A 23979-nucleotide genomic window follows, 5' to 3' on the forward strand; every position below is an offset into this window, starting at 1 on the left:
TGGCGATGGGAGTGATGGCGACTTCCTCATGCGGCCTTGGTGAAATAGGTCCAATCGCTGCCTTCGAGGAATGCGGGTGTCTGCACGGGAACATGCACGCCAATGGCCTTTTCTGCGTTGAGCGTGCGGTCGATCAGCAGCCCGGCCTCATCCTGTTGGAAGAACCAGAACGGCACCATCACCAAATTCGTCCGCGCGCAGCAAAAGAACTTTGAATTCATGGTGAAGTGCTGCGCAGCGGGATCGGCATCGCCTATATGCATCACGCGGATTGGCGCGCCTGCGGCATTGGTGGCGGAGACCCGGAAGGTGATGTTGTGCACCTCGCTATGCCGCTCTGGCCAGCCTGCATGCGGGGTGCGCAGAGCCTCAACCACCGCCCCTGACACTTCGATCCGTTCCGCCGCCTCACCATTGCTGAGCGTGACGCTGGTGATCCGCTCGGCAAAGCCATCCTGCCACAGTTCGTGGCCTTGCATTGCCTCTTCAGCCTGAGCGGGCGCGATCAATTGCACGCCCGGCTGCGCGGCCATCAGGCGGTTGAGATATTCGGCGGAGAAATGGTCACCATGCGCGTGGCTGACGAAGACCGCATCGACATTATCGTAAGGCGCGCTGCCATTGATAATCGCCTCGATCAGAGGCTCGCCCATTTCAGCGAGCGAGCCAAAATGATTGTCATACAAGGGGTCAAACAGAAATTTGGCACCGCCCATATTCGCGCTGACCCCGGCGTTCAGGATCGAGGTGACGGCATCCACGCGGCTGCTCTCACCAGCCGGAGCCTCCGATGCGGGTGCGGCGGAGCACCCCGCCAACAGAGATGCTCCCAAAGCCGCAGTCAGACCTGCACCGTAAGCCATACCCATTCCTTTTCCATCCATCCGTTCGCGCGTAAACGGTAGGCCGCAATCCGCAGCAGGTCCAGTTGGCGCGACTTCCATCGGATCAGGCCGCTAAGCCTTGACCACGCGCGCTGCGCGCCGCAATCCTTAAGGCCACACCGCAAACCTTACGAAAGACCCGATAATGCCATTTCGCATGACAGATATGGTGGGATGTGAATTCCCGCTCTTTGCCTTCTCGCACTGCCGCGATGTGGTCGCCGCGGTCAGCCGCGCTGGCGGATTTGGCGTGCTTGGCGCGGTCAGTTTCACCCCGGAACAGCTCGAAACAGAGCTCAAATGGATCGACAACAATGTAGAGGGCAAGCCGTATGGCATCGACGTGTTGATCCCCGAGGTGCAGGCGGTCGATCACTCGGTGAGCGCTGACGATATCGTCGCCGCGATCCCGGCAGAATACCGCGATATGACCACCAAAATCCTGCAAGAAGCGGGCGTCAGCCTGGATGGCACAGCGCCGCTCGGCGGCAGCCAGGCGCCCAATACTTCGCTGGGCCAGGAATTGCTGGAGGTCAGCTTCAATCACCCCGTCCGCCTGATCGCCAATGCGCTGGGCACGGCCCCGCCCGCAATGATCGAAGCGGGCAAGAAGCACGGCATTCCGGTGGCCGCATTGGTCGGCGCAAAAGAGCACGCGATGAAGCAAATCGAGGCGGGCGTTGATCTGATCATCGCCCAAGGCGGTGAAGGCGGCGGGCATTGCGGTGAGGTCAGCACGATCGTGCTGGTGCCGGAGGTGATCGAGGCGATTGAGCGAGCTGGCGCGGATATTCCCGTGCTCGCGGCAGGCGGGATCATGAACGGGCGGCAGATGGCCGGGATGATGGCGATGGGCGCAGCAGGCGCATGGTGCGGCAGCGTGTGGCTAGCCACGCAGGAGGCCGAGACGCATGAGGTTTTCCGCGAGAAGATGATCGCAGCCTCCAGCCGCGACACGATCCGCTCCAAACACCGCACCGGCAAATTCAGCCGCCAGCTGCGATCGGGCTGGCACGCACGCTGGGAAGAGGCGGGGATGCCCGCCCTGCCGATGCCGCTGATGATGCTGCTGTCTGAGCCCGTGCTGCGCGCGATCGACAAGGCGGCGGTGAATGGCAATGAACAAGCACGCGAGCTATGCTCTTACTTCGTCGGGCAAGGCGTTGGCCTTGTCACCGAAGTGCGCAGCGCAGGCGGCGTGGTGCAGGATTTCAAACAGGAATTCGCCAGCGGCTATGAAGCGCTGGCTGGCGCGCTTGAATAGTCGCGGGCAGCAGGCGAGCTGAGCCGCATTCCGCTAAAGCCCGATCACCGTTTCCTGCGCCGCGAGGGAGAAGGTCCGGCGATCTTCCGGCGTAGGCAGCAATGCACTGCGCACTGTACGGAAACGCTCAAGGTCGCCGCCGTAAGATGCCGCCAATCGGCCGCCGGTGAGATCATGAAATTTGCCCCAATGCTGCGCATATTCAATGCCCGCAGCATCCAGCGCGCTGCGCACACGCTCGATGACCAAATGGGTGTTCATCGAGTTCAGCCCGTCCATGTCGATCACGCAGCTTGGCTCAAACCGGGTGAAAGCCAGATGGCCGGGTGATTTCTGCACAAACCGGCAAGCAAACACGATCGGAGCAGGGCCAAATTGCTTATGCGCCTCGATTGCCAGGTCGAGCGCTTCTATGCAGCGATCGGCCGGAACCGCCAGCGATGCTCCAGCGGTTTGCGAACGCGGCGTAGTGAAATCAAATGTTTCACCCCAAGTGCCCTTCTCATTCGCGAACAGCTTTAGCTGCATGTCGAATAGTTTGCTGGTGAGCAAAGGTGTGAGCGGATCGACCGCATCGAGGAATTTGCCCACGAGGCCCGGCAGGTCGAAGCCCGCGCCATATTTTCCTTGCAGGCGATAATCGATCTGATGAGTGGCCGGAAACGGCTCTTCATACATCAGCTTCACCCGCGTCGGTGTATCTTGCTTGTGCGGGTTGACCACCACCTGAAAGAAATAGGGTCGCGGGTTACCCGCAGGCACCTGCACCTCTGGCGGGATGTCGATACCTGCCAGATCGAGCGTGCGCATCGCCTGCTTTAGGCGGTCGTCATAGGGGTGCTCGAATTGAGACGCGCTGAGCAAGAAGATTGGCCTGGTTTCGATTACCACCGAATGGACGACACCGAGCAAGCCAAGCGAAACCAATGCGGCATCGAACAGGTCATCATCCCGCCTGAGCTCCGCACCGAAATCCTGCACAAACGCGGCCGATGCAATCGGCTTTGAAGGGCGTTCGATCCACAGGTTCTGGCCACCAACCGATAGCAGCTGGATGGCCACAACCTGGCTTTGAATGCCGCCGTGATCGATTGCCGAACCATGCGTGCCGGTGGACATCGCGCCTACGAACGTCTGGCCATTGCTGGCCCCGCTTGTCGCAAGTGAGCGGCCCCGTTCCTTCTCAAGATAGCGGTTGATCTCGAAAATGGAGACGCCGCATTGGACGAGCAGTAGACCGTCGGCATCGCCAGCAAAGCCTGCGTCCATCGCACCGGCGCTCAGCCGAGCCTTTCTGTTCGCGTAAGTTGTGTCGAGTATCCACGCATCCTGCTGGCCCGACACCTGCGAGAAGGACCATGTCCCGCCCACTGCGCGCAGAACTTTGGCTTCCGCTTTGGCTTCTTCGATCAGGTCGAGCACAAGCTCAGCCGACTTGCGAAATTTCGCTGGTGAAAGCCCGCCAGACCCCGGATGCAATTCGTATCGGCGCCCCGCGTCAACGGCGTATGTCTCATGCCAATTTTGCCAGCGATTTGAGCTGCGCCGATGAAGCTTGGGATCAGTCGCCATCTTGGCCACCTTCCCCTCGCTCAGAGCCGCCGAGCACCGGCACTTCGTCATCTTCGCTCTTGGAGCAGACATATTCGATGGAGGTCGACTGGTATGCGCCCAGCGTTATCGCGCCGATCAGCGAATTGAAGAAATCGCGCTTCACGCGCACTTCGGCCACCGCATTGCTCTCGCATTCGAGCACTTCCGTCTTCTCGATTGCGCCGCCAAAACTATCGGCACTCGCGCGCTCCGGTCCGCCAGCCCGCACGGGTTCTTGTACTACAAAGAAGTGGGTTGTGCTGCACGCAGACACCAGCACTGCAAGCACAAGAACTGACGCGGCTTTGGGCAGTGAATTCACGAATCCCTCCTCTCAAAGATGAAAGAAGGATATCACGATGGGCCGCGATCAATAGTATCGACGCGACAATTTTGGCTCACAGCCTGTAAAGCAATGCAATCATTACAGTATTAAACTGGGCGGGCGTTTACCCGCCCTTTTGCGCCGCGATCCAGCGGTCGATTTTGGCTTCCAGAACTGCCAGCGGCAGGCCGCCGGTGTTCAGCACCTGAGCGTGGAATTCCTTGATGTCGAAGTCTCCGCCCAGTTGCTCTTCAGCCCGCGCGCGCAGTTCCTGAATTTTCAGCGCGCCGATTTTGTAGGCCAGCGCCTGCGAAGGAATAGCGATGTAGCGCTCAACCTCGGAGACCACTTCGGTCCGGGTCATGCCGGAGTTTTCCAGCATGAAGTCGATCGCCTTCTCCCGGCTCCAACCCTTGGCGTGCAGGCCGGTGTCGACCACCAGACGCATCGCGCGCAGCTGCTCATCCTGCAGCGTGCCATAGCGGTTCCACGGGTCTTCAAAGAAGCCCATTTCATAGCCCAAAGTCTCAGCATAAAGCGCCCAGCCCTCAACAAAGGCAGTCGTCCCGCCAAAGCGCATGAACGCGGGCAGAGCTTCGTTTTCCTGTGCCAGGCTGATCTGGAAGTGATGGCCCGGTGCGCCTTCGTGCAGGTAGAGCGTCATATTGCCGGTCGTCAGACGGCTCGGCAGGTCATAGGCGTTGAAATAGAACGTGCCGGGGCGCGATCCATCGGGGGTGCCGGACTGATACGAACCGCCCGCACTGAACTGCTCAATCGAGGGATCGTAAGGCTTAATCACCAGCTCCGACTTAGGGAGCAGCGAGAAATATTCGCCGATCTTCTTATCGACCTCTTTGCCGAGATCGTAATAGCTCTGGGTCAGCGCCTCGCGGCTCTCCGGCTTGAATTGTTCATCGGTGCGGACATAGTCGAAAAACTCGTTGAGCGTGCCTTCAAACCCAACCTCAGCCTGGACCTTTTCAAGGTCCGATTTGACCCGCGCGACTTCTCTGAGGCCAAGCTCATGGATCGTATTCGCATCGAGCGGCAGCGTCGTCGTGCTCTCGATTAGCTGCGCATAAAGCTCCTCGCCGCCTTTCATCTGGCTTAGCCCAACGCTGTCGCGGGCAACGGCGAGATATTCATCGCGCAGGAAATCGCGCATCAGGGTGTGCGCGGCATAAATTTCCTGGGTCTTCGCTTCGTAGGCCGCGGTCAGGCGCGCTTTGTCTTCCTCAGAGAAATCCTCTGGGAAGTTTTTCACTGGGCCCATAAATTGCGAATCCGCAATCGGAATGCCGATCTGCGTGTCGAGCTGAGAAATGACATTGCCAATTGTCAGCTTGGTTTCCACCACGCCGCTTTCCATGCCGTCGCGGAATTTCTCAATCGCGCGGTCATTGATCGCGATGTAATCATCATGGCGCGACAGATTGTCTTCGTAATTGGCGATCGTGCGGAATGGGGCCGCGCCGGTACCGCTGGCGAAGCTGGGGTAGAAGGTGTGAAAGCCGCTGAAATGGTTGACCGGGCGCACTTCGGTCAGCGCGCGAATGCGGTCCGTGCTGGCTTTGAGCGATTGCTCCTGATTGTATTTGAACACATCATAGGCGAGCTGATCGGTGGCCGAGAGTTTCGACCGGTCGATCTGCGCAAGCAGCGCCATGTTCAATTGCGTGTCAGTGCGACCGGCGAGGAACTGAGCATCAGTAAGGAAATCGCCAAGCTTGTCCGCGTCCTTATCATCCCCGCGAAACAGTCGTGAGAGCGGGTTGAGCGCGAGCTGGCGCTGGTCAGAATCGGCGAACAGAGCAAACAGCTTTTCGCCTTCCGTCTGCGGCTGCTCAGCGGCGGCTTCCGTCGCGGCGCTGTGATTGTCAGCCAGAGCTGGCGCAGCGGGTAGAACGAAGGCTGTCGCGGCGAGAAGTGCGGCACGAATATGCATGATGCGGGAGTCCCCTTAACCAAATTTGATTGCTTAGCCCGCGCTACCCCTGCCCCAATGCAAGGGCAAGCGCATGCCCGACCAACGTTCAATCCTGTTCGATCAATTGGCCGCAATCATTCGATCACGCGGCCGCGAACCATTACGAAATCGACATCCTCCAGCACGCTGACATCAGCCAGCGGATTGCCATCGACGGCAATGATATCGGCTGAGAAGCCCGGCGCGATCCGGCCAATCTCATCTTCCAGTCCCAGCACTTCAGCTGCGACCGTGGTGGCTGATGCCAGCACCGCGCGGTCTGACATGCCGCCTTTGCGCATCAGAGCCAGCTCGCCAGCGTTCTGACCATGCGGGAAGACGCCCGCATCGGTGCCGAACGCGATCTTTACGCCGTATTCGTTCGCGCGCTCCACAATCGTGCCAGCAAACTGGCCGACTGTGCGGATCTTGTCCTCCACCACTGGGGTGTAAAAGCCGGTGCCGAGGTTGGTTTTGATCCCTTCAAACGCCATCAGCGTGGGGACCAAAGTCGTGCCGTTTGCTTTCATCGCGTCAGCTGCGGCCTTGTCGATATAGGTGCCATGCTCAATCGTGTGCACGCCGGCGCGCGCCGCCGCTTCGATCCCGCGCGCACCATGGGCGTGAGCAGCGACTTTCAGGCCGAGCGTTTCCGCTGTGTCGACAATCGACTTCATTTCAGCGTCGGTGAAATGCGCCTCTAGCCCCCGGCCCTGCTGGCTGAGCACGCCGCCAGTGGCGGTAATCTTGATCAGATCCGCGCCATATTTGGATGCCTCGCGCACCTTCTCCGAACATTCGACCGGCCCGGTGCAGGTGAACCCGGAATCGAGCACTTCGTTCACATGTTTGTGAAAGCCATTGGTGTCGCCGTGTCCGCCAACAATGCTGATTGTGCGGGCGGATGTGACAACACGCGGCCCCGCCACAATGCCCTCTGCCGTGGCGCGGCGCAGCATTTGCGTGACCTGATCGGTCCGCGAGCCAAGATCGCGCACGGTGGTGAACCCAGCCAGAGCGGTGATGCGGGCGTTCTTCGCCGCGATCAGCGTGTAATATTCTGGCGGCGTGGTGGCCGCGCGCCAGAACTCGCCGCTGGGATCGCCGGACAGATGCGTGTGCAGATCGATCATGCCGGGCAGGACGGTTTTGTCAGAGAGGTCGATAACGCGGTCAACATTCAATGGCCGAGGAGGAGCGTTGGCCAACACTTCAATCTCGAGGATTTTACCATCTCTGACGATCACCAAGGCCGGCCCGGTCGGTTCGCTGTTCGCGTCGATAATCACATTGCCGGCACGGATCGCAATCGTCTCAGCCGCCGCAGGCGCGCTCAGCAGTGTCACAGCAGCGATCACGGGAACCGCGAGCTTGGATAGCAATTTCATCATTACACCTCTCTTACGTTTTGCCCCTGATAGGCTCGCTCTAAGCTGCGCCGCAAGCCCGCCAGGTGAGAAACGAAGTCGCGCACTATTTGCCAAAGGAGCTCTGAGCGTTATGAGAGACGTGTAATTTTCCACTCAAAGGGGACAATTTTCGCATGAACAGGCTTTCGTTAATTTCCGCCACACTGTTCGCATCAGTCTCATTGACGGCGGCTGCCCATGCCCGCCCGATGACGCCAGAAGACGTCGCCAAGCTGGAAAGCGTCGGCGCGATGGCCGTCTCGCCCGATGGTGAGCGCATTGCCTTCACGACCTCCAGCCTGCCGGATGTGACCGAGGGCGAGAAGGACGGATCGTTCACGCAAGAATTGAAAGTGGCAAGCGCGCCGGGTGATGCCCGCGCTTACCTGCCCGATGATGTATCGCCGGGCGGCGTCGCATTTTCGCCCGACGGCCAAATGGTCAGCTTCCTATGGACGAAGAAAGACGAGAAACGCGCCGTTTGGGGCGTTCCAGTGGACGGCGGCACGTATAAGAAGCTCGCCGAAATTGAAGATGCCAATGTCCGCAGCTACCGCTGGAGCGATGATGGCAGCACCTTGTTCCTGCTCGCCAATGCAGAGGAAGACAAGCAGCGCACCAAGCAGCGCAAGGCCGGTTTTAACGCGCGGGTTTACGAGGAAGAGTTCAAGCCTGCGCGCATGTTCGCCGCCAAGGTTGGCGATACAGTGGACGAGGAACCGCGCGAGATTGCTCTGCCCGGTTTCGTCAGCGCATTCGACATTGCCCCAGGCAGTGCGTTCGGCATCGTTGAGACCGCTCCGACCCCGCTGGTCGATGACAGCTACACCAAGAAGCGGGTCAATATCATTGACCTCAGCACTGGTAATATCCGCGCTGTCGTAGAGACACCGGGCAAGATCGACGACGTTGAAATCTCGCCAGACGGCTCGCAGCTTTCGCTGATCGCGGGCGTTGATATGAACGACCCGGCGGCGACCACTTTGCACCTCGTCGACACTGCAACGGGCGCATACCGCGCGCTCAATGCGGGCGCTGAGGAAGCCGCAGTCGATGCGGAATGGCTCGCCAATGGACGCCTAGCGACCATCATTCACACTGGCGCGCAAAGCGTGCTGCGGATCTACAATTCTAACGGCACCGTGCGCCAAGAAACCGATCCGGGCGAGCTGATCCTGACCCGTGTTGAGGCCGCTGGCGGACAATTGGTTGTCGCCGCGAACAGCCCAAAGCACCCCAATGAAGTGTTTGCCGTAAACGGCAGCAACTTCACTCGCTGGACCACGCACAATCCGTGGCTGGCGGATATCTCCTTCGGCAATCAGCGCACCTACACCTACACTGCGCGCGATGGCCAAGAGATTGAAGGCGTTCTGATTGAGCCGGTTGGCGGCGCTCCAGAAGGCGGCGCGCCGACCATCATGAACATTCATGGCGGGCCGGAAGCGCATGAAAGCAATGGCTGGCAAACCGGCTATTCAAAGCCCGGTCAAATGGCTGCTGGTAAGGGCTATGCCGTGTTCCTGCCGAACTATCGCGGCTCAACCGGATACGGCGTTGCCTTCGCTAAGCAGCATCAGGGCAATTACACCGATCCGGAATTCACCGATATTGTCGATGCAAAACGCGCGCTTGTCGCAGAAAGCATCACCGATGCGGACCGCACTGGAATCACCGGCGGATCATACGGCGGCTATGCCAGCGCCTGGGGCGCAACCGCGCACTCAGCGGAATACGCCGCCAGCGTAATGTTCGTCGGCATTTCCAATCAGGTGAGCAAGTTTGGCACCGGCGACATCCCATACGAGATGTACAATGTGCACAGCCGCAAATGGCCATGGGATGATTGGCAGGCGATGCTGGAGGTCTCTCCGATCTTCCACGTCGACAAGGCCGAGACACCGATACTGATCATGCACGGCGACAGCGACACCCGCGTTGATCCGGGCCAATCGTTTGAGCTCTATCGCTCGCTGAAAATCCGCAAGCCAGAGACGCCAGTACGCTTTGTGCTGTATCCGGGTGAGCCACACGGAAACCGCCGCGCCGGCAGCCGCTATGATTACAGCCTGCGGATGCTCGAATGGTTCGACACCTATCTGATGACCGGCGATCGTAAAGCAGCCCTACCCGCCCCGCGCCCGCAATTGGCCGAAGGCGCCAAAGGCGCGAAGCCGTCAACCAAGGACGATGACGACAACGAGGATTGAGTTGTTTAGTCAGCGCTACATTTAAGAAGAGGGCTGCCCTAACCGGCGGCCCTTTTTGCTTTGGCAATCGCTGGACCAATCGGTCGCGCAGCGATCGCAAGGCCAAGCGGCCGCCCGCAGCGGTGCGGACTTGTCCGCAAACCGCGAGGGTACCGCACGCTGGATAGTGTGCGAAAAACTAAAAAGTATAACCCACGCCTGCGCCGACCAGGAATTGATCCGCGCTGCCTCGGACGGAAGTAAACGGCGTGTCGGCCGCGTCTCCGACCAAGCGGCTGTACCCGCCAATGCCGTAGATATTGAGCCCGCCGTTGAGCGCATTGCCGTCCAGATCAAAAGTCACAATCGCGGTCAGGCCGAGGCTGTTTAGCCCGCCATCGGCGGTGAATTGCGCAAGGCCGCTGTCTGCGCTCTGCTGAGGCGTGACGGTGTAGTAATAATCGGCAAAGCTATCATCGACGAAGCTCGCGCTCGCGCTCACCTGCACCACTGCGCCGCGTCCGACCGGGGTGAAATAGCCGACGCTCGGCTCGATCAGCATCCCGTCATGCGCGCCCAATATGTCCCAGCGCACCTGCGTTGAGAAGGTGACCGCATCGAAGCGGTTGAGCACGCCGGGAATGCGCACGCCGCCTTGCACGCCGAGCTCAAACGCGGTGTCCAAATCCTCGGTCAGCGCAACTACAGGGTCTTCGATGTCTCCATCGCGGTCATTGCGCAGGCGAAAGGCTGGCCCAAAGGAGACGCTGGTCTCAGATGGCGCAGCGCTCGGCGCCTGTGACAGCAGATCGAGGGCGAAACCGGGGCCATTGGGGCTGATCCCGACGCCGCCCACACGGCCCACGATCAGCGGCAGCGGAAAGACATTGTAATCATCAGACCCGGAATAGCTCGGCACTAGCCCTGCGCCTATGCCGATCGTCACCCATGTTTCATCAAAGACGTTCTCGCCGTTCAAGACACCGGGCGGCGGACCGCCTGCGCCGCTTGGCGGGCCTTGGCGTTCTGGTTGCTCGGCCTGGCTACCAGCATCAACATCGCGCTCGGCCGGCTGGGACGCACCCTCTGCATCACCACCGCTCGCATAAGCAGGCGTGCTGGCGAAACTAGCGGCAGCGACCAGCGCCAAAGCGATTGTTTTTCGTGACATTCCCAGCTCCGTTTCAGCCATTAAACCGACCGCCTTCGGGTCAGTTCCCGAAGGCTTAAGCGGAACCTGCCGCTTGCCACTCGGCAATTGCCTCAACCGGGAACAGCAGCATGATGACGGTAAGCGTCAAGCCATCGCGCACCACGTATGCTGCGAGCACTTCCATGAACACGGCAAGAACGACTGTCACTTTCACCGGCAGCTTCATCGCGAGCCAGAAGCCAAACGCCATCCAACCGATATCGGCAAAGGAATTAAGCACGCTGTCGCCAGAATAGCCCCAATTGGCCGTGACCGAGCGGAACCGCTCAATCACCATGGGCGTATTTTCGAGCACTTCCCATGCCGCCTCAAGGAACACCGCGAGCGGCAATCCCCAGCGAAACGCGCTCTCTCCGCCGAATTTCCATTTCACAAACAACATCCACCCCAGCGCATAAAAGATCGGGCCATGAATGATATGACTGGGCGTGTACCAATCGGCGATATGCTGGCTGTTGCCGGAAGAATTGATATCGCCATGCCACAGCTTGATATCGCCGCATTCGCAAATCGGCGGGCGGCCCATAAGGAGCAAGATCACGACGGCCACGATTGCAATCCCGATAGAGACAAGGATCGTGGTGCGATTGGGGATGAGTTTTGCCATTGGCGACGGGTGTGAATCAGCGCGCGCCCACTTGCAAGCAAAGATCACCGCAAGCAACCATAATTGCAGCACAAAGCATGGGGCGGCAGCGCGGCAATATGCCTGCTATTACAACGCGCCATTGCCGATCCTCCCCGCTTTCCCTAGGGCGGGGCCAGAATGAGCGGAAACACAATCGATGTGGCCATTGTTGGCGGCGGACTGGCTGGCGGATTGATCGCGCTGGCGCTTTTCCGCGAGCGGCCCGAATTGCGGCTTTCCATCATCGAAAACGGCAAGAGCTTTGGCGGCAACCACCGCTGGAGCTGGTTTGACAGCGACTTGTCGGAGGCTGGCCGCGAGCTGCTCGCCGCCTTCCGCCAGACCGAATGGGACAGCGGCTATGACGTTGCCTTTCCGAAATATCGCCGCACGCTGAAGACCGGCTACCGCTCAATGGCGAGCGCCGACTTTCACGAAGGTCTTGTGCGGCTGCTGCCAGAGGGCGCGATGCGGCTTGGCTGCGCGGCGGAGGCGATCGATGCGCGCGGCGTCACACTCGCCGATGGGGAGCGGATCAACGCCCGCGCCGTGATTGACTGCCGCAGCTTCTCACCCAGCCCGCATTTGCGCGGCGGCTGGCAGATTTTCATGGGCCGTCAGATGCGGCTGGATACGGCTCACGGGCTGGAGCGACCGGTGATTATGGACGCCGCCGTTGATCAGCACGCCCCGCACGGCAATGGCGGAGCCTACCGCTTTGTCTACACATTGCCGCTGGGCGCGCATGATGTGTTTATCGAAGATACCTATTACGCCGACGATCCAAAGATGGACCGCAGCGCTTTGTCCTCTCGCATTGATGCCTATGCCCGCCAGCATGGCTGGGCCGATGGCGCGATTGTCGGCAGTGAAGCAGGCCTGCTGCCCGTGCTGACCGGCGGCGATTTTGCCGCTTACCAGGCCGAGGTGCGCATTCCCGGGGTCGCCATTGCCGGGGCGCGTGGCGGATTTGTCCATCCGCTCACCAGCTACACCATGGTGATCGCGGTCGAAAACGCACTCACTATCGCGGCCGAGGCAGACCTTGCTGGCGCTCAGCTGGCCGCACTGTTTGAGACGCGGGCCGCGCGGCATTGGCGCAAGACCGGATATTACCGGATGCTGGCGCGCATGCTGTTCTTCGCGCCAAAGCCGCACCGCCGGGTCGACATATTCCAGCGCTTCTACACCCTTCGCGAGGGCCTGATCGAGCGGTTCTATGCCGCGCGTTCCACCCGGCGTGATAAGCTGCGCGTCCTTTGGGGCAAGCCGCCCGTAACTATCCCGCGCGCGCTCGCCGCCATGATCAAACGCGGCGAGCCGCTGACAACCAAATCGCAATCGGAGAAATCGGTATGAATGCCCCCGTGTCGCAGACTGACAGACTGGACCTTGCCTCTCCGCCCGCCACTGGCCAGGGGATCAACCCGGCCTTGGCAGAGAAATATGAGGGCCGCACCGCCTGCGTGGTCGGCGCAGGATTTGGCGGCATGGCGCTCGCTATGCGGCTGCAATCGGCGGGTATTGCGACCACTGTGGTGGAAGCGCGCGACAAACCGGGCGGCCGGGCCTATTTCTGGGAAAAAGACGGCTTCACCTTTGATGCTGGCCCCACGGTAATCACCGATCCGCCTTGCCTTGAGGAGCTATGGCAGCTGACCGGGCACGATATCTCTGAAGATGTTGAGCTGATGAAGGTCATGCCGTTTTACCGGCTGAACTGGCCCGACGGCACCAATTTCGATTACTCAAACGACGAGGCGGAACTCAACGCCGAAATCGCCAAGCTCGATCCCGATGATGTGGTCGGCTACGCGCGCTTTCTGGAATATTCCGCGGGCGTGCACGAAGAAGGCTATGTCAAGCTCGGCCACAAGCCGTTCCTCGATTTCAAGAGCATGCTGAAAGCCGCCCCGGCGCTGGTCAAGAAACAGGCCTGGCGCAGCGTCTATTCCATGGTCTCCAGCTATGTGAAGAACGAGAAACTGCGTGAGGCGCTCTCGTTCCACTCGCTGCTGGTTGGCGGCAATCCGATGAACACCAGTGCGATCTATGCGCTCATACACAAGCTGGAAAAAGACGGCGGCGTGTGGTGGGCACGCGGCGGCACCAATCGCCTGATCGCGGGCATGATCCGCCATTTTGAGCGGCTCGGCGGCACCATGCGCGTCGGCGATGGGGTGAAACAGGTCCACACGATCGGCAATCGCGCCACCGAGGTGGAGACCGAAAGCGGCTGGAAACAGCGCTTTGATGCGGTCGCCTCCAACGCAGATATCATGCACTCCTACCGTGATCTGCTTTCCGGCTCTCCGCGCGGGCCGAAGGCGGCGAAAGCGCTCTCGCGCAAGAGCTTTAGCCCGTCATTGTTCGTGGTGCATTTCGGGCTGGAGGGCGCATGGCCCGGCATTCCGCATCACATGATCCTGTTCGGCCCGCGCTATAAGGGCCTGCTCGACGACATCTATAAAAACGGCGTGCTGCCGCAGGATTTCAGCATCTATCTGCACCACCCGACCGTTACCGATCCCAGCATGGCGCCCAAGGGCAAGAGCACGTTTTACGCGCTCGTTCCGGTCGCGCACATGGGCAAGATGCCGATCGACTGGGATGTCGAAGGGCCGAAGCTGGAAAAGGCCATCCTGGACGAGGTCGGCCGCCGCCTGATCCCGGACATTCACGACCGGATCGTGACAAAATTCAGCTATGCGCCAAAGGACTTCTCACAAGATCTCAACGCGCATCTGGGCAGCGCCTTCAGCCTTGAGCCCGTGCTGTGGCAGAGCGCTTATCTGCGCGGACACAACCGCGACGATGTGATCGACAATTTCTACCTCGTCGGCGCAGGCACCCACCCGGGCGCAGGCATTCCCGGCGTGGTCGGCAGCGCAAAAGCAACGGCAGGCTTGATGCTGGAGGATTTGGCAAAGGTATCCTCTCCATGATGGGGAGGGGGACCGCGGCGCACCGCGTCGTGGTGGAGGGGATAGGCGCTTGATCAGCGGCCCTGCTTACACCGTAAAGCTAGCACGAAAACTGCGCCGGGAAATGTCGCTCCCTGAAGTCATGCTGTGGCAGGAACTTCGCAAACGCCCCGGCGGTCACAAGTTTCGTCGGCAACACCCCATGCGGCCCTTTCGTGCTCGACTTCTATTGCGCCAAGGCAAAACTGGACGTCGAAGTGGATGGAACGGCTCACGACAGCCCCGCAGCGTCGGCAAGAGACGCCAAACGATCAGCCTTTCTCAGACGGAAAGGCATTGCCTCAACTCGCATAACAGCCAAGCTCATACTTGCAGATTTGGACGCAGTGGTTAGGCGACTAATTGTGATTTGCGATGAACGATTGGAAGATATGACGAACGCGCCCCTCCACCAGCCTGCGGCTGGTCCCCCTCCCCGTTTCGGGGAGGAACGATGAAACGTCTCGCTGTCTATTGCGGATCGGCCACGCCCGAAGACCCCCGCTATATCGAACTTGCTCGCGAAGTCGGCCAAAGCCTTGCTGCGCGCGGCATTGGCGTCGTCTATGGCGGCGGACGGCTCGGCCTGATGGGCGCGGTGGCGAATGGCGCGAAAGACAGCCGGCGGCGAGGTGATTGGCGTGATCCCAGAGGCGCTCGTCAATTCCGAGGTCGCCAACCACAATTGCGACGAGCTGATCACCGTCACCGGCATGCACGAGCGCAAACAGCGTTTCACCGATCTCTCCGATGGCTTTGTGACCATCCCCGGCGGGGTCGGCACAATGGACGAGCTGTGGGAAGCGATGAGCTGGGCACAGCTTGGCTATCACTCTGACCCAGTGGGTCTCCTCAATGCCTTTGGTTTCTATGACGATTTGATCGCGTTCAACGCCAAAATGGCGGATGTCGGCTTTGTCCGCCCGGCGCATCAGAACATCCTGATCTACGCGGACACTATGCCCGATCTGCTGGACAAAATGGCCGCATACCAGCCGCATACGCCGATCTTTCGGATGAAGGCTGAGGATCTGTGATGGAGCCTTTGTTGCGCACGGCCCGCACATCCGTGCGTGCCTTGGCCTGGCCAGCCCGCTCCCTCCACCCTTCCACCCGGATTATCACACCGGGTTACGATCCGGGTGGAAGGGTGGAGGGAGCGGGCTGGCCAGGCGCGAGCGTTAGCGAGCCGCAAACAAATGGTTGATCCTGAACGCAGGGCCGTCCTCGTCGCTCATTCACGCAGCGCCATCAAGCACGGCTCGCAAAGCTTCTCCGCCGCATCCAAACTGTTCGATCAGCAAACCCGCGAGCGCGCCTGGCTGCTCTATGCCTGGTGCCGCCGCGCCGATGACATTGCCGATAATCAGGACATGGGCGGCCCGCTGGGCGATCAATCGAGCGCCGAGGAACGCTTGGCCCTGATCCGCAAGCTCACAGGCAAAGCGCTAAGCGGTGAGCCAACCGGCGACCCCGCCTTCGACGCGCTGGGCGTGGTGGCGGAGGAATGCGGACTGACCGCGCAAATGGCCGAGGATGTGATCGAAGGCTTTGCGCTCGATGCACAGGATTGGCGACCGCGCACCGAGGCCGATATGCTGCGCTATTGCTATCACGTGGCGGGCGCGGTTGGCGTCATGATGGCGGTGGTCATGGGCGTCGCCCCGGATGATGAGGACACGCTTGATCGGGCCTGCGACCTTGGCCTCGCCTTTCAACTCTCCAACATTGCCCGCGACATTGTCGAGGATGACGCAGCGGGCCGGTGCTATCTGCCAGCGGAGTGGCTGGTCGAGGAAGATATCGAGCCCGGCCAGCACACCAAGCCGCACCACCGCGAGGAACTCGCCGATATGGCCGCGCGGCTGGTTGCCTTGGTTCAAAAGCACGAGGCCGCCGCCCGCGTGGGCGCCGCCCGCCTGCCCTTCCGCAGCCGCTGGGCCGTCCTGTCCGCCGCGCGAATTTACGGCGCAATCGGGCGCAAGGTCCGCGCACGCGGGACCGAGGCATGGAACAGGCGCACGTACGTGCCGCGCTCTGAAAAGGCGCTCTACGGCGCGCGCGCATTTCTATCCGCATTGATCAACCGGGAGAAACACCCCGACGGCCCGATCACCTGGGGCATCAAGGATTTCCGGCCAAACGCTTGAAGCGGGCCGCGCACGCGACTAACCCGTCCGAATGATCAGCAAACTTCTTATCGCCAATCGCGGCGAAATCGCCTGCCGCATCATCCGCACCGCGCGGGCTATGGGGGTCGCCACGGTGGCGGTCTATTCTGATGCCGATGCCAAGGCTTTGCATGTGCGCAGCGCCGATGAGGCGGTGCATATCGGCCCCTCGCCCGCTGCCGAAAGCTATCTGATCGGCGAAAAGATCATTGCCGCGGCGAAGGAGACCGGAGCCGAGGCGATCCACCCTGGCTATGGCTTTCTGTCAGAGAACGCCGACTTTGCGCAGGCCGTGCTGGATGCGGGCCTGATCTGGGTCGGGCCAAAGCCGGACAGCATCCGCGCGATGGGCCTGAAAGATGCAGCCAAGCAGCTGATGATGGATGCGGGCGTGCCCGTCACTCCGGGCTATCTCGGCGAAGATCAATCGGTCGAGCGCCTGTCCAAGGAAGCGGACGCGATTGGATATCCTGTTCTGATCAAGGCGGTCGCGGGCGGCGGCGGCAAGGGCATGCGCAAGGTCGACGCTTCGGAGAACTTCGCAGCTGACCTCGAAAGCTGCAGGCGCGAGGCCAAGGCGAGCTTTGGCAATGATGAGGTGCTGCTGGAGAAGTGGATCACCTCGCCCCGCCATATCGAGGTGCAAGTGTTCGGCGACAGCCACGGCAATGTCGTCCACCTGTTTGAACGCGATTGCTCGCTGCAACGCCGCCACCAAAAGGTGATCGAGGAAGCCCCCGCCCCCGGCATGGATGAGGCCACTCGGACACAAATCTGCGCCGCCGCCGTGCGCGCTGCGAAAGCGGTCGATTACGAGGGCGCAGGCACGATTGAGTTTATTGCGGACGCCAGCGAAGGCCTACGCGCGGACCGCATCTTCTTCATGGAGATGAACACGCGGCTTCAGGTCGAGCACCCGGTTACGGAAGAGATCACAGGTGTAGATCTGGTCGAATGGCAACTGCGCGTGGCGAGCGGCGAGCCCATCCCGCTGAAGCAGGACGAGCTGAGCATCAACGGCCATGCCATCGAAGCGCGGCTCTATGCGGAGGACCCGGCTAAGGGGTTTTTGCCGAGCACGGGGCGGTTAGTCAGGCTCGACCTCAATCAAGATTGCAAGGATATATGGTCGCGAAGTGCGATCCGCATCGACGCGGGGGTCGAGGAAGGTGACCCAGTGAGCCCCTTTTATGACCCGATGATCGCAAAGCTAGTTGTACACTCGGAGGACAGGAAAACGGCGCTGGAAGACCTCAGTGGCCAATTACACCTATTGGAAATCTGGCCAGTCCGATCAAATGCCCCTTTTCTATACAAGGCTGTGGAGCATGACGACTTTGTTAGCGGGGCAATCACAACAAGCTTTATCGAACGGCTCGGTGATGAACTCATCCCCAATGAAACGCCTTCCGAGGACGATTGGGCCCTGGCAGCGCGCCTCATGCTGGAATTTGAGGAAGATGATGATGACGAGAAACTTGAAATCGCAGCTGGCTTCCGACTGAATGCCGAACGCCGAGAAACTGTTTGGTTAGACCACAACGGAGAAGCAAGGGAGCTTGACCGGCACAAAGTTCCAGGCGTGGGTGGCTTTGGTTGGCACACAACTGACAAGGTCATTGTATTTGCTGACGGCGGGTACTTCGAGTTTGAGCACGGGTTCCGAAGCACCGGCCACGCCTCCGCCGCTGACGGCGCGATCCTTGCCCCCATGCCGGGCAAGGTTATCGCGGTGGATGTAAGTGAGGGCCAGACAGTCAAAGCGGGCGACCGCCTGATGGTGCTGGAGGCGATGAAGATGGAGCATGCGCTCACTGCGCCGTTTGATGGAACCGTCACCGAGCTTTCCGCCAGCAAGGATGCGCAGGTTCAGGTCGAGGCTGTGCTGTGCGTGGTGGAGCCTACAGAATGATCCTCCCCGTTTCGGGGAGGTGGCAGCGCGAAGCGCTGACGGAGGGGAACTCGCGCCATATCCCCCTCCACCAGACTGCGTCTGGTCCCCCTCCCCATTCTGGGGAGGAATTATGACCTGGCAATCTGAACTCGAAGAACTGCGCGCACGCGAGGCGCTGGCCGAGGAAATGGGCGGGCCAGACAAAGTCGCGCGCCAACATGGCCGGGGCAAGATGGACGCCCGCGCGCGGCTGGCGGCGCTGTGCGATCCCGGCTCTTTCCGCGAAATCGGCAAGATCTCTGGCGCGGCGCGCTACGATGAAAACGGCGATCTGACCGGTGTTACCCCTGCCCCATTCCTGTTCGGCAAGGCGACCGTCAATGGCCGCCCCATAGTCGCCACCGCCGATGATTTTACCATTCGCGGCGGCGCAGCGGACGCGGGCATTTCCCGCAAGATGGTGCAGGCGGAGAAGATGGCTCACGAGCTGAAGCTGCCGATCGTCAAGATGATTGACGGCACTGGCGGCGGCGGCAGCGTGAAAACGCTGGAGCAAATCGGAGCGACCTATATCCCCGCTGTTCCTGGCTGGGGCGATGTGGTCGAAAATCTCGACACTGTCCCCGTTGTCGCGCTGGCGCTTGGTCCAACGGCTGGCCTCGGCGCGGCGCGCATTGTTGCCAGCCATTACTCGATCATGGTGCGCGGCCTCTCGCAATTGTTCGCCGCTGGCCCCGCCGTGGTGGATGGGCTGGGCGAGAATTACAAAGGCTCCACCGACCACAGCCAAGCCAAGGAAGACCTGGGCGGCGTCGATATTCACACTCGCAATGGCGTGGTCGATGATGAGGTCGCGAGCGAGGCCGAGGCCTTTGCCCGCGCGCGCCATTTCCTGAGCTTTATGCCCGAACATGTCGGCCAGCATGCGCGCCGCGCGCAGCCGAGCGATCCGGTGGACCGCCGCGAAGAAGCGCTGCTGTCGCTGGTGCCGCGCGATGACAAACAAGTTTACTCGATGCGCCGCGCGATGGACCTAATCCTGGATACGGGCACGGTGTTTGAAATCGGCAAGAATTGGGGCCGCGCCGCGATCACCGCGCTCGCCCGGCTGGACGGCTATCCTGTGGCCGTGGTGGCGAGCGATCCGAGCTATCTCGGCGGCAGCTGGGAGGCCAAGACCAGCGAGAAAGTCGAACGCTTCGTAAAACTCGCCGATCAATTCCGCCTGCCGATCGTGCACCTCGTCGACAACCCCGGCTTTATGATCGGGCGCGAGGCGGAAATGGCGGGCACGATCCGCTACGGCGTGCAGGCGATGAACGCGATCTATAAGGCCAGCGTCCCGCTCGCCAGCATTGTGATGCGCCGCGCCTATGGGATCGCGGGCAGCGCGATGAGCAATGCCGACAAATTCCAATATCGCTATTGCTGGCCCTCGGGCGATTGGGGCAGCCTACCCATCGCGGGCGGATTAGAGGTCGCCTACAAATCCGAGCTGGAGGCAGCTGATGATCCCGCCGCTATGCTAGAGGAGATCAAGGCGCGGCTGGACAAGGTTACATCACCCTTCCGCAGCGCTGAACGCTTCAATGTCGAGGACATTATCGACCCGCGCGACACCCGGCCCTTGCTATGCGAATTTGCAGAGCTGGCCTGGCGGAAGTTGGCGGCTGAGGCGGGGCCTCAGAGGCCGTAGCCACCCGCGCCCTCCACCCTTCCACCCGGAGCCTGCCGGGATACCATCCGGGTGGAAGGGTGGAGGGCGCGGGTGGCTAGGTCGCGAGCGTTAGCGAGCTCTAGGCAAAAAACCTAACTCCGCATCCCAGAGGGGTAGCGCTGCTGCGCCTGAGGCGGGGTGAACAAGCGGCCCTTTTCACTGAACAGCACCAGCAGCAGACAGGCGATCCCGCTCGCCAGCAGAGCCAGCGCCAGAGGCCGCGCGGTCCCATCAAACGCATAGCCGATCATCGCGCCCAAAATCGCCGCCGATGTCATCCGGACAAAGCCATGCGCAGAGCTGGCCGCGCCCGCGATATGGAAGAACGGGTTCATCGCGATGGATCCGAAATTGCTGCCGATAAAGCCAAGCAGCGCCATGTTGATCGCCATCAATGTGACAAATTGCCACAGGCTTTCCTCGCCGCCAAAGGCGAACACCACTTGCAGGCCGACGACCGCGATAAAGGCGAACATCGCCGTATGGCTGACCCGGCGCGCGCCGAAGCGTTCAACGATGCGCGAATTGGACCAACTGGCAACCGCCATGGTGCCTGCGCAAATGCCGAAAACAATCGGGAACAGGTCTGGCCGCCCGAACCCATCGCCGATCAATTGCTGCGACGAATTGATGAAGCCGAACAGAGCGCCGAACACCAAAGTGCTGCCAATGACATAGCCGATGACGGAGCGCTCGCTAAGCGCAGTGCCCATGTTGCGCGCGATGGTTGCCGCATGGATCGGTTGGCGATTTTCAGGCGCGAGGCTTTCTGGCAGGCGGAAATAGACCCAGCTGCCAATGAATATCCCCTGCAATGCCATCGCGGCAAAGATCATCCGCCATTCGCCGACTTGCAGGATCAACTCTCCAATGCTGGGCGCAATCGCTGGCACCATCAGAAAGATCACGAAAATCAGGCTCATCATGCGCGCCATCTTATCGCCGCCCACCCGGTCGCGAATGATCGCCGGGGGCAGCGCAACAATGCCCGCGGCAAAGAACCCGGCGGCCGCGCGCACGGCCAGCAATTGCTCATATGTAGTGACCATAGCGCAGGCGACCGCGAGCAATATGTAGATCACAATTGCGGTGAGCAGCACGGGGCGCCGCCCATATCGGTCGGCCAATGCGCCGGGCACCAGCGCGCCAATACCCGCCGTCAGCAAGTAAATGCCGATCACAAATTGCCGGTCATTTCCCTCCACGCCGAGGTCGAGCGCCATCTCATCAAGCGCCGGCAACATCGCGTCGATCCCAAAGGCCTGCAAGGCCATGAGGAGCGCCATCAGCCAGATAAGCTCGGTCTCGCCAATCGGTTTCGTCGGGGCAGGAGTGATCGCGGCTGGAATCATGCCCGCCCTTTGCCCGCCGGACATCTTGATAGCCACTGTTCTTTTCGCATTTGCACACAATGTTCGGCCAGCGGTGATGTTCCTGCATCACGCAGATTTGGTTTCTTTCATGAGGGCAAGCGGCTATTTTGCGTCGCATGTCCGATCCGGCATCCTCTGATCCTAATGACGGCGAAGAAGCCGCTGGTCTGCGCAAGATCATCCATGTCGATATGGATGCGTTTTTTGCCAGCGTGGAGCAGCGCGATCATCCTGAACTGCGCGGAAAACCAGTGGCTGTGGGCGGCTCTGGCGGGCGCGGGGTTGTTGCAGCGGCCAGCTATGAAGCGCGCAAGTTCGGCGTGCGCAGCGCGATGCCATCGGTCACGGCCAAGCGCCTGTGCCCCGATCTCATCTTCGTGCGCCACCGCTTTGATGCCTATAAAGAGGCCAGCCGGACGATCCGCAAAGTGTTTGAGCATCACACGCCGCATGTCGAACCGCTTAGCCTGGACGAGGCCTATCTGGATGTGACCGAGGATCGGCTCGGCATAGGCTCGGCCACGCGCATCGCTCAGCTCATCCGGCAAGAGATCAAGGCCAAGACCGAGCTGACCGCGAGCGCGGGTATTTCATACAACAAATTCCTCGCCAAGATCGCGAGCGACCAGAACAAGCCCGATGGCATGTGCGTGATCCGGCCGGGCGAAGGCGCGGACTTTGTCGCTGGCCTGCCGATCCGCCGGTTCCACGGGGTCGGGCCAAAGGCGGAGGAGAAGATGAAGCGCTTTGGCATAGCGACCGGCGCGGATCTGGCCGCGAAAGACATAACATTCCTGCGCGAGAACTTTGGCAGCTTTGCCGATTATCTCTACCGCGCGGCACGCGGCATCGACCTGCGCCCTGTGCGCGCTCACCGGGAACGCAAATCGGTTGGCGGAGAGCGGACCTTTAGCGAGGATATCTCCAGCGGCGCGCAATTGCGCGAGACCCTGGCCAATATCACCGACATCGTGTGGGAGCGGATTGAGAACGCCAAGGCGCGCGGGCGTACGGTGACGCTTAAGATGAAATACACCGATTTTCAGTCGATGACGCGTTCCAAGTCTCTGCCCGATTGGGTCGCCGGTAAAGAAGAGTTTGCAGAGATTGGTAGGGAACTGCTGGATGAGGCCTTGCCCCTAAGGCTGCCGATCCGATTGATGGGGCTGACCTTGTCCAATCTAGAGGGCACAGAAGACAAATCGCCGCCCAAGGACACGGCGCAATTGTCGCTGCTTTAGCTAGCGTTCGCGCTGCCAGCGCCCTTTTGCGCGCGCCAAAACTCCAGCCGCGCACGGGTTCGCTCGTTCAGCGGCTCTGGCAGTGAATGCAGAGGGAAGAACCGCGCCTCCAGCACCTCGCGCTGATCCGGCTGCGGATGATCGTCGCAAATCGCCGTGAAGAGATAGGCCGTGTGCGGCGCGCCTGACATGACCTCGTCAATTGTTCCGATGAGGGTGACAGAATTGAGCTTCAGCCCCAGCTCCTCATGCACCTCGCGCAGCGCCGCTTCGCCCGCGTCTTCGCTCTTGCCCATGCCCCCGCCAGGCAGCGCCCAACCTTGCGGGCCATAACTGTGCCGCAGCAGCAGCAAATTTCCATTGAAGTCGGTGATGATCACAGAGCAGCCCGCCAGCGGCTGTTTCGTCAGCCCGCGCCAGCGATGCCGCACCTTGTGCGCCAGCGGCAGCGCCGCCCGGTGGAGCCCAGCAGGGATAAGTGCGGTCAGCTTCATGCGAAACAGGTTAGCGTCTGCTCGCCCGCTGCGCCAATCAAACGTGCAACCGGAAGGTTGTGATCACCGGCAAGGGCCGCCTCAAATACGCTCCGCTTGTACGCCGAACCGCCGAGCGTAAACATCAACTGCCCGCTGTTGAGCAGAGCAGGAATGGTCAGCGTGATCCGGTCAAATGGAGCCTCTGGCGGCAAGGGATCGGGCGTCAGGCGGCGGATCAGCTGCGCGTCATCAGTCTGCGGATCAGTATTCGGGAACAGCGAGGCAATGTGGCCATCTGCCCCCATCCCGAGCCATGTAAGCGCGAAATACGGCGTCTCATGTACATCACGCAAAGCATCCACTTTCGCACCAACGGGCTCAAAAATGCTGCGCAATTTGCCGGTGTTGGAGGCCGCATGATCCTCGGCCACGATCCGGTCGTCATTGGGCCACACGATAATGCGCGACCAATCGAGCGGATGCTTTACCAGCGCTTCAAATATCGGGAACGGAGTGGAACCACCGGGCACCGTTATTGAAATAGGCAAGAACCCCAATTCACCTCCACGATTTAATGGCGAGTCCAATGCATCGCTGAGCTGGGTGGCTACAAATTCAGCGATTGCCTCAGGGGCAGCGTCATCAATGATGTGTGCTTTCATTCCACCCG

At 60.7% G+C, this 23979-nt stretch carries 19 protein-coding genes and 1 pseudogene; 10 read left to right on the top strand and 10 right to left on the bottom strand.

The genetic code is table 11. The annotated features are described in order from the left end of the window. Nucleotides 1–26 precede the first annotated feature (26 nt). The gene (locus AC0V6U_RS10585; protein WP_472643135.1) at nt 27–863 is read right to left on the bottom strand and encodes an MBL fold metallo-hydrolase; all 837 of its coding nucleotides are present in this window, start codon (nt 861–863) and stop codon (nt 27–29) included. A gap of 166 nt (nt 864–1029) precedes the next feature. Here AC0V6U_RS10585 and AC0V6U_RS10590 point away from each other — a divergent pair, with 166 nt between their 5' ends. Further along, nucleotides 1030–2148: an NAD(P)H-dependent flavin oxidoreductase gene (locus AC0V6U_RS10590; protein ID WP_486169460.1), complete on the top strand. Its 1119-nt coding sequence runs from the start codon at nt 1030–1032 to the stop codon at nt 2146–2148. A gap of 33 nt (nt 2149–2181) precedes the next feature. Here AC0V6U_RS10590 and AC0V6U_RS10595 read toward each other — a convergent pair whose 3' ends face one another. From AC0V6U_RS10595 to AC0V6U_RS10610, 4 genes are all read right to left on the bottom strand, one after another. Beyond that, on the bottom strand, nt 2182–3720 hold the full coding sequence (locus tag AC0V6U_RS10595; protein WP_472643137.1) for an FAD-binding protein: 1539 nt from the start codon (nt 3718–3720) through the stop codon (nt 2182–2184). Further along, entirely contained in the window at nt 3710–4063 is a 354-nt protein-coding gene (locus AC0V6U_RS10600; RefSeq protein WP_472643138.1) for a hypothetical protein, read from the bottom strand. The genes AC0V6U_RS10595 and AC0V6U_RS10600 overlap by 11 nt, the downstream gene beginning before the upstream one ends. A gap of 127 nt (nt 4064–4190) precedes the next feature. Continuing rightward, nucleotides 4191–6014: a DUF885 domain-containing protein gene (locus tag AC0V6U_RS10605; RefSeq protein WP_472643139.1), complete on the bottom strand. Its 1824-nt coding sequence runs from the start codon at nt 6012–6014 to the stop codon at nt 4191–4193. Nucleotides 6015–6130: 116 nt separating this feature from the next. Next, the gene (locus tag AC0V6U_RS10610) at nt 6131–7423 is read right to left on the bottom strand and encodes a metal-dependent hydrolase family protein (protein ID WP_472645751.1); all 1293 of its coding nucleotides are present in this window, start codon (nt 7421–7423) and stop codon (nt 6131–6133) included. 155 nt (nt 7424–7578) lie between these two features. Here AC0V6U_RS10610 and AC0V6U_RS10615 point away from each other — a divergent pair, with 155 nt between their 5' ends. Then, nucleotides 7579–9654 carry a S9 family peptidase gene (locus AC0V6U_RS10615; RefSeq protein WP_486169461.1) on the top strand — a complete coding sequence of 692 codons (2076 nt, stop codon included), beginning with the start codon at nt 7579–7581 and terminating at the stop codon, nt 9652–9654. Nucleotides 9655–9832: 178 nt separating this feature from the next. On the opposite strand, the gene AC0V6U_RS10620 is transcribed toward AC0V6U_RS10615, so the two are convergent. Then, nucleotides 9833–10804, bottom strand: coding sequence for a MipA/OmpV family protein (locus AC0V6U_RS10620; RefSeq protein ID WP_472643142.1), 972 nt, complete (start codon nt 10802–10804; stop codon nt 9833–9835). A gap of 55 nt (nt 10805–10859) precedes the next feature. Then, the gene (locus AC0V6U_RS10625) at nt 10860–11453 is read right to left on the bottom strand and encodes a DUF2585 family protein (protein WP_472643144.1); all 594 of its coding nucleotides are present in this window, start codon (nt 11451–11453) and stop codon (nt 10860–10862) included. 159 nt (nt 11454–11612) lie between these two features. On the opposite strand from AC0V6U_RS10625, the gene crtY reads away from it, so the two are divergent. The 7 genes and pseudogenes from crtY (at nt 11613) to AC0V6U_RS10660 (ending at nt 20198) form a co-directional block, all read left to right on the top strand. Continuing rightward, the gene (crtY, locus tag AC0V6U_RS10630; protein WP_472643145.1) at nt 11613–12833 is read left to right on the top strand and encodes a lycopene beta-cyclase CrtY; all 1221 of its coding nucleotides are present in this window, start codon (nt 11613–11615) and stop codon (nt 12831–12833) included. Beyond that, nucleotides 12830–14419, top strand: coding sequence for a phytoene desaturase (locus AC0V6U_RS10635; RefSeq protein ID WP_472643147.1), 1590 nt, complete (start codon nt 12830–12832; stop codon nt 14417–14419). Before crtY ends, AC0V6U_RS10635 begins: the two co-directional genes overlap by 4 nt. A gap of 194 nt (nt 14420–14613) precedes the next feature. Continuing rightward, nucleotides 14614–14895 (top strand): endonuclease domain-containing protein, encoded by a 282-nt coding sequence (locus AC0V6U_RS10640; protein ID WP_472643148.1) that lies wholly within the window; start codon nt 14614–14616, stop codon nt 14893–14895. Continuing rightward, nucleotides 14892–15474: pseudogene (locus tag AC0V6U_RS10645) on the top strand (LOG family protein). Before AC0V6U_RS10640 ends, AC0V6U_RS10645 begins: the two are co-directional and overlap by 4 nt. Before the next feature lie 162 nt (nt 15475–15636). Next, entirely contained in the window at nt 15637–16587 is a 951-nt protein-coding gene (locus AC0V6U_RS10650) for a phytoene/squalene synthase family protein (RefSeq protein WP_472643149.1), read from the top strand. A 31-nt stretch (nt 16588–16618) separates the two neighbouring features. Then, a complete protein-coding gene (locus AC0V6U_RS10655) occupies nt 16619–18520 on the top strand; it encodes an acetyl/propionyl/methylcrotonyl-CoA carboxylase subunit alpha (RefSeq protein ID WP_472643150.1) in 1902 nt (633 codons plus the stop codon). 112 nt (nt 18521–18632) lie between these two features. Then, complete coding sequence (locus tag AC0V6U_RS10660; protein WP_472643151.1) at nt 18633–20198, top strand: acyl-CoA carboxylase subunit beta; 1566 nt, start codon at nt 18633–18635, stop codon at nt 20196–20198. 113 nt (nt 20199–20311) lie between these two features. Here the strand turns inward: AC0V6U_RS10660 and AC0V6U_RS10665 are convergent, their stop codons facing one another. Continuing rightward, complete coding sequence (locus tag AC0V6U_RS10665) at nt 20312–21595, bottom strand: multidrug effflux MFS transporter (protein ID WP_472645752.1); 1284 nt, start codon at nt 21593–21595, stop codon at nt 20312–20314. Between the two features lie 113 nt (nt 21596–21708). Between AC0V6U_RS10665 and dinB the strand changes: the two genes are divergently transcribed. Continuing rightward, complete coding sequence (gene dinB, locus AC0V6U_RS10670; protein WP_472643152.1) at nt 21709–22833, top strand: DNA polymerase IV; 1125 nt, start codon at nt 21709–21711, stop codon at nt 22831–22833. Here dinB and AC0V6U_RS10675 read toward each other — a convergent pair. Together AC0V6U_RS10675 and AC0V6U_RS10680 are read right to left on the bottom strand one after the other, a co-directional pair. Further along, nucleotides 22830–23327, bottom strand: a complete 498-nt coding sequence (locus AC0V6U_RS10675; RefSeq protein WP_472643153.1) for an NUDIX domain-containing protein — start codon at nt 23325–23327, stop codon at nt 22830–22832. The genes dinB and AC0V6U_RS10675 overlap by 4 nt on opposite strands. Beyond that, nucleotides 23324–23971: a 6-phosphogluconolactonase gene (locus AC0V6U_RS10680; RefSeq protein WP_472643155.1), complete on the bottom strand. Its 648-nt coding sequence runs from the start codon at nt 23969–23971 to the stop codon at nt 23324–23326. Before AC0V6U_RS10680 ends, AC0V6U_RS10675 begins: the two co-directional genes overlap by 4 nt. Nucleotides 23972–23979: the final 8 nt, after the last annotated feature.

This window comes from Erythrobacter sp. W36 (assembly GCF_057364935.1).

Bases quoted from the DNA above. Each gene is read 5' to 3' on its own strand.
- AC0V6U_RS10675 (WP_472643153.1), bottom strand. From the start codon at position 23,327: ATGAAGCTGACCGCACTTATCCCTGCTGGGCTCCACCGGGCGGCGCTG.
- AC0V6U_RS10610 (WP_472645751.1), bottom strand. From the start codon at position 7,423: ATGAAATTGCTATCCAAGCTCGCGGTTCCCGTGATCGCTGCTGTGACA.
- AC0V6U_RS10635 (WP_472643147.1), top strand. From the start codon at position 12,830: ATGAATGCCCCCGTGTCGCAGACTGACAGACTGGACCTTGCCTCTCCG.
- dinB (WP_472643152.1), top strand. From the start codon at position 21,709: ATGTCCGATCCGGCATCCTCTGATCCTAATGACGGCGAAGAAGCCGCT.
- AC0V6U_RS10665 (WP_472645752.1), bottom strand. From the start codon at position 21,595: ATGTCCGGCGGGCAAAGGGCGGGCATGATTCCAGCCGCGATCACTCCT.
- AC0V6U_RS10625 (WP_472643144.1), bottom strand. From the start codon at position 11,453: ATGGCAAAACTCATCCCCAATCGCACCACGATCCTTGTCTCTATCGGG.
- AC0V6U_RS10620 (WP_472643142.1), bottom strand. From the start codon at position 10,804: ATGTCACGAAAAACAATCGCTTTGGCGCTGGTCGCTGCCGCTAGTTTC.
- AC0V6U_RS10660 (WP_472643151.1), top strand. From the start codon at position 18,633: ATGACCTGGCAATCTGAACTCGAAGAACTGCGCGCACGCGAGGCGCTG.
- AC0V6U_RS10590 (WP_486169460.1), top strand. From the start codon at position 1,030: ATGCCATTTCGCATGACAGATATGGTGGGATGTGAATTCCCGCTCTTT.
- AC0V6U_RS10595 (WP_472643137.1), bottom strand. From the start codon at position 3,720: ATGGCGACTGATCCCAAGCTTCATCGGCGCAGCTCAAATCGCTGGCAA.
- AC0V6U_RS10650 (WP_472643149.1), top strand. From the start codon at position 15,637: ATGGTTGATCCTGAACGCAGGGCCGTCCTCGTCGCTCATTCACGCAGC.
- AC0V6U_RS10655 (WP_472643150.1), top strand. From the start codon at position 16,619: ATGATCAGCAAACTTCTTATCGCCAATCGCGGCGAAATCGCCTGCCGC.
- crtY (WP_472643145.1), top strand. From the start codon at position 11,613: ATGAGCGGAAACACAATCGATGTGGCCATTGTTGGCGGCGGACTGGCT.
- AC0V6U_RS10605 (WP_472643139.1), bottom strand. From the start codon at position 6,014: ATGCATATTCGTGCCGCACTTCTCGCCGCGACAGCCTTCGTTCTACCC.
- AC0V6U_RS10615 (WP_486169461.1), top strand. From the start codon at position 7,579: ATGAACAGGCTTTCGTTAATTTCCGCCACACTGTTCGCATCAGTCTCA.
- AC0V6U_RS10680 (WP_472643155.1), bottom strand. From the start codon at position 23,971: ATGAAAGCACACATCATTGATGACGCTGCCCCTGAGGCAATCGCTGAA.
- AC0V6U_RS10585 (WP_472643135.1), bottom strand. From the start codon at position 863: ATGGCTTACGGTGCAGGTCTGACTGCGGCTTTGGGAGCATCTCTGTTG.